The organism is Streptomyces sp. FH025 (assembly GCF_017427025.1).
Taxonomy (GTDB): Bacteria; Actinomycetota; Actinomycetes; order Streptomycetales; family Streptomycetaceae; genus Kitasatospora.
The window spans coordinates 1-2,393 of record NZ_JAFLNG010000945.1 but is presented as its reverse complement, the minus strand read 5'-3'; the positions used below and the strand labels follow the sequence as shown (position 1 = coordinate 2,393).

1 protein-coding gene is annotated in these 2,393 nt (G+C 70.1%); it reads left to right on the top strand.

Features of this window, described 5'->3' with window-relative positions; all coding sequences use genetic code 11:
* Positions 1-1,960 (top strand): hypothetical protein (locus J0670_RS35975; protein WP_207816886.1); only part of this gene is annotated, 1,960 nt, incomplete at its 5' end.
* Positions 1,961-2,393 lie beyond the last annotated feature (433 nt).

Sequence of the window (2,393 nt, the reverse complement as noted above, 5' to 3'; positions counted from 1 at the left end):
CGCCCGGATCGCCGACGGCACCTTCAACGAGCCCGCCGACATGCAGAGCGCCGTCGACGCCCTGAAGGCGCAGAACGTCAGCGTCATCGAACTCGACACCCTGCTCTCCAACTGGCTCACCGACGCCGAGTTCGCCGCCCACATGGCCGAGGTGAAGACCTTCACCGGCCTGGCGCACGCCGCCGGCCTCAAGGTCGTCATGTACTACCCGTCGCTGGAGCTGATCTCCCCCGGCGGCGAGAAGGGCCGCTCCTTCTACAAGAACGACCAGGGCAAGAACTGGGTCCAGCGCGACCTCGCCGGCAAGCCCAACGTGTTCTACGGCAGCGTGGTGGTCTGGGTCGACCCGGGCGACGAGAGCGTCTGGCTCAGCCCCAACTCGCCCTGGCGGGACTACTACCTCAAGCGGATCAAGGGCGTCGCCGCGACCGGCGTGGACGGCATCTGGCCGGACGTGCCGATCTACTTCGACGGCGTGCTCTCCTGGTGCGACGCCTCCACCTGGGGCGCGGCCGCCTTCAAGGCCGACACCGGCCTCGCACTGCCCACCGCCGCGAACTACGCCGACCCGGTCTTCCGCCGCTACGTCGAGTGGCGCCACCGCAACCTGCTCCAGTTCCAGCTGGACATCGCCGCCGCAGGCCGCTCCGTCAACCCCGACCTGGTCACCTTCGTCGAGACCGTCTCGATGGACTACCGCTACGCCACCTCGATCGGCCTGGACGGCGGCTACCTGCGCCTGGCCGACGGCGCGGTCAGCCAGGTCTGGGAGGTGGACATCCTCGGCAACTACGACGGCATGCGGCACGCCACCGCCTCCGACTGGACCTGCCTGATCTCGATGTACAAGTACGCCCGCGCCGCCAGCGGCACCAAGCCCGCCTGGGCGTTCTCCTACGGATGGCAGCCGGACGACGCGTCGCTCGTCATGTCCCAGCTGATCGCGGCGGGCTGCAACCCGTACGAGGTGAAGACCCCGTACAAGAACGACACCGTGGACGCGGCGATGCGCGCCCGGATGTACCGCTTCGTCCAGGTCAACCAGGAGAAGCTCTACGACGCCAGCTCCGCCGCCCAGGTCGGCGTCTACCACTCCGCCCCCTCCCGGGACTACGTCTCCCCGGGCGAGGGCAACGGGATGTACGTCAACGCCACGGCCCCGGCCGGGATCACCGACTGGTGGGGCGGCGACGACCCGCAGATGAGCGCCGCCTCGCTCCCCTGGCTCGGTGAGTTCCGGGGCGCGGTCAAGGCGCTGGTCTACGCCCACATCCCCTTCGACACCGTGCCCAGCCCCGGCCTGAGCGCCGCCGACCTGACCCGCTTCAAAGTGCTGCTCCTGCCCAACCTCCAGGCGGTCTCGGACGCCGAGGCGGCCGTGCTGCGCGGCTTCGTCGCGGGCGGCGGAACGGTCGTCATCACCGGCCCCGCACCCACCGCGCTGGACGAACTGGGCGGCGCCCGCGCCGAGTTCGCCCTCTCCGACGTGCTCGGCCTGCGCAAGGCCGACCCGCTGCCCGCCACCAAGCGGAACTCCTTCGGCAGCGGCACCTGCTGGTACGTCAAGACCCTGCCGGGGCTGAGCTACCTGACCGGGACCGACCAGGCCTCGGCCGACCAACTGCTCACCGCCGTACGGCAGTCCGCGCCGCCGGCGGTGACCCTGGCCGGGGACCAGCGGATCTTCCTGGACGCCCGACGGCTCGGCGGCGACACCATCGCCCACCTGGTGAACTTCACCAACTTCGGCGACACCCCGGCCAACTTCCGCACCACACCCGCCAACTGCACGCTCTCCTACGCCCTCCCGGCCGGGGCGAGCGTCACCGCCGTCACCGTCGCCAGCCCGGACGGCGCCGACCCGTCTCCCAAACCCGTCCCGTACACCGTGACCGGTACGACCGTCAGCGTGCCGCTGACCGTCACCCAGTACTCGGTGGTGACGATCAGCGCCGGGTAGGGCGCGCCCCGGAGCACCCGTGCAACCGACCTGCGGGCAGCGCCGGTTGCACGGGCGGCTCGCCCGGTCCGGCCGAAATCGGATACGGCAGACGGCCCGGGCCCCACCGAGGACCGTCCGTCATCGAACAGGCTCTCGCGCCTTTTCACCCCAGCGGCCCCCCCTTCGATCAGGATGCTGGCCAGGACACACCATCTCGAATTCCCGTACGAACTAAGGAATTCGAGCATCGGCTCGCCCGGCGCGCTTTTCCGCCAATTCTTCGCACACGTAGCTGTCGGGCAGCCACGGCGGGTAGTTTTGAGCTGCCCGCCGAGTGGACGCGCCGACGGGACCGGAGCAGCGCATCGCGCTCCGCCCTTTCCACGGCCCCGTCCGCCCGGACGTGTTCGACCGAAGGATGTCACGTCATGCTCATCGTTCGCAGGGTGCT